General features: G+C 32.0%; 2 protein-coding genes. Both read left to right on the forward strand.

The window, feature by feature from the left end; translation table 11 throughout:
• Window positions 1-583 (forward strand): glycosyltransferase family 4 protein (locus QVP90_RS13690; RefSeq protein ID WP_288204537.1); only part of this gene is annotated, 583 nt, incomplete at its 5' end.
• A 280-nt stretch (window positions 584-863) separates the two neighbouring features.
• A complete protein-coding gene (locus tag QVP90_RS13695; RefSeq protein ID WP_224203083.1) occupies window positions 864-1631 on the forward strand; it encodes a glycosyltransferase in 768 nt (255 codons plus the stop codon).
• The last annotated feature ends 132 nt before the right edge of the window (window positions 1632-1763 follow it).

The following is a 1763-nucleotide window of genomic DNA, read 5'->3' on the forward strand; positions in this document are numbered from 1 at the left end:
AGAGAGCGACTCTGTACTAAAAAAATGGGAATTACAAAAGGGTGCATATCTGTTTACCCCAGGACGTACGGATTATATAGGGAAAGGATTGGATATACTGTTAAAGTCATTTAGAGAAATTCGGAAATATAATCCTAATCTTAAACTAGCCTTAGCAGGTCCTCAAGGAGAAGGACACAATTTACTATTAGAAGATTTATCAAAAGATCAATATGCCGATTCTAATATTCTATACCTTGGAAGAGTTAGCGATAATGAACTCATTTCTTTATATGCTAATTGTTTAGCAACAATTATATCTTCACGCTTTGAAGGATTCGGATTTCCTATATTAGAAGCAATGGCTTATAACGTTCCCGTTATCTGTTCCGATGCAGGATCGCTCCCCGAAGTTGCAGGAGATGCGGCATTAATATTCAAATCAGAAAATTCAAAAGAATTAAGTAATACCATAAAGGAAATACTCAATTTTGACAATGCTCAATTAGAAGCCCTCAAGGCAAAAGGACAAAAACGGCTACAAATTTTCACATGGGAAAAGTGCGCTCAACAAATGTATGACGTATTTTTAAATGCAATATAAATTAATATCCGACAATCCATTCAATCAACTTCTCGATATAATGAAAAATATAATACTCGCGGACTTTAACGTACCTCAAGATTGGGCTTTCAGCAAAGAGCTATCCAAAGACAATACAAAATGGGAGGTCAGGTGCTGCAAGTCCAATACAAAATTTCACCACACGAAAATCGGAAATCTATTGCGCTATTTTTTATACTTCGCCTTTCCCCTTTTAATTATTCCTATCCGGAAAAGATACAATTATATTGTAGGATGGCAACAATTTTATGCTATAAATATGGCTTTTTGGCTAAGATTACTTCATCTTAAAAGAAAAAATAAAATCATTATAATGACCTTTATATACAAAAGAAAAGAGGGAATATTAGGCAACATTTACCACAAATACATACATTACTCTATCACAAATAAACATATCAAAAATATAATATGTCACTCCCAAAACGAAGTTAAGTATTACACCGATTTATTTGGTTTACCCAAAGATATAGTCCGATTTATTCCTTTGGGTATTGATGTTATGAAGATCGCAGATGAGCCAAACAATGACAACTCCTCATCTTTCATTTTCTCTACAGGAAGAAGCAATAGAAATTACATTTTCTTAACAACGGCCTTATCAGATACTGCATATACCTTAAAAATAGCCTGTGAAGATAATATTCAAGGAAATGAACATACTGAAATAATACACAATTGTTACGGAAACCAAATGCTCAACATACTAAAACGAAGCTATTGCGTCTGCATTCCATTGGAAAAGCCTGATATATCTTCAGGTCAATTAGTTGTCTTACAAGCCATGCAGTTAGGAAAACCCATAATTATTACTCGTACCGATAGCATCGCCGACTATATAATAAATAACTACAATGGATTCATTATCGGTAATGATAAAAAGGAGCTTTTAGAAAAATTATCATTGTTATATAGTGACCCAAACATTTATCGAACAATGTCCCTAAACTGCATTTCATATTTCAACAATAATTTCACATTAGACAGAATGGCTCAAAACTTATCAAACATAATAAATATAAATTAGCAAAAAAATAACAGGTAAATTCTCACTATATTCATAAATACACTTAAGACCTAAATATACTTATATCTTTTTAAATATTTCATCATATATACTAGAAGCATGAATTTACAAGATATATTTTAGCTATTTGAT

Origin of the sequence: Bacteroides sp. CAG:189 (genome assembly GCF_000432295.1) — a bacterium.
GTDB classification, from domain to species: Bacteria; Bacteroidota; Bacteroidia; order Bacteroidales; family Bacteroidaceae; genus Bacteroides; species Bacteroides salyersiae.

What these genes read in the sequence shown, in the direction of transcription:
- QVP90_RS13695 (WP_224203083.1), top strand. Translation starts at nt 864, where the DNA reads ATGGCTTTTTGGCTAAGATTACTTCATCTTAAAAGAAAAAATAAAATC.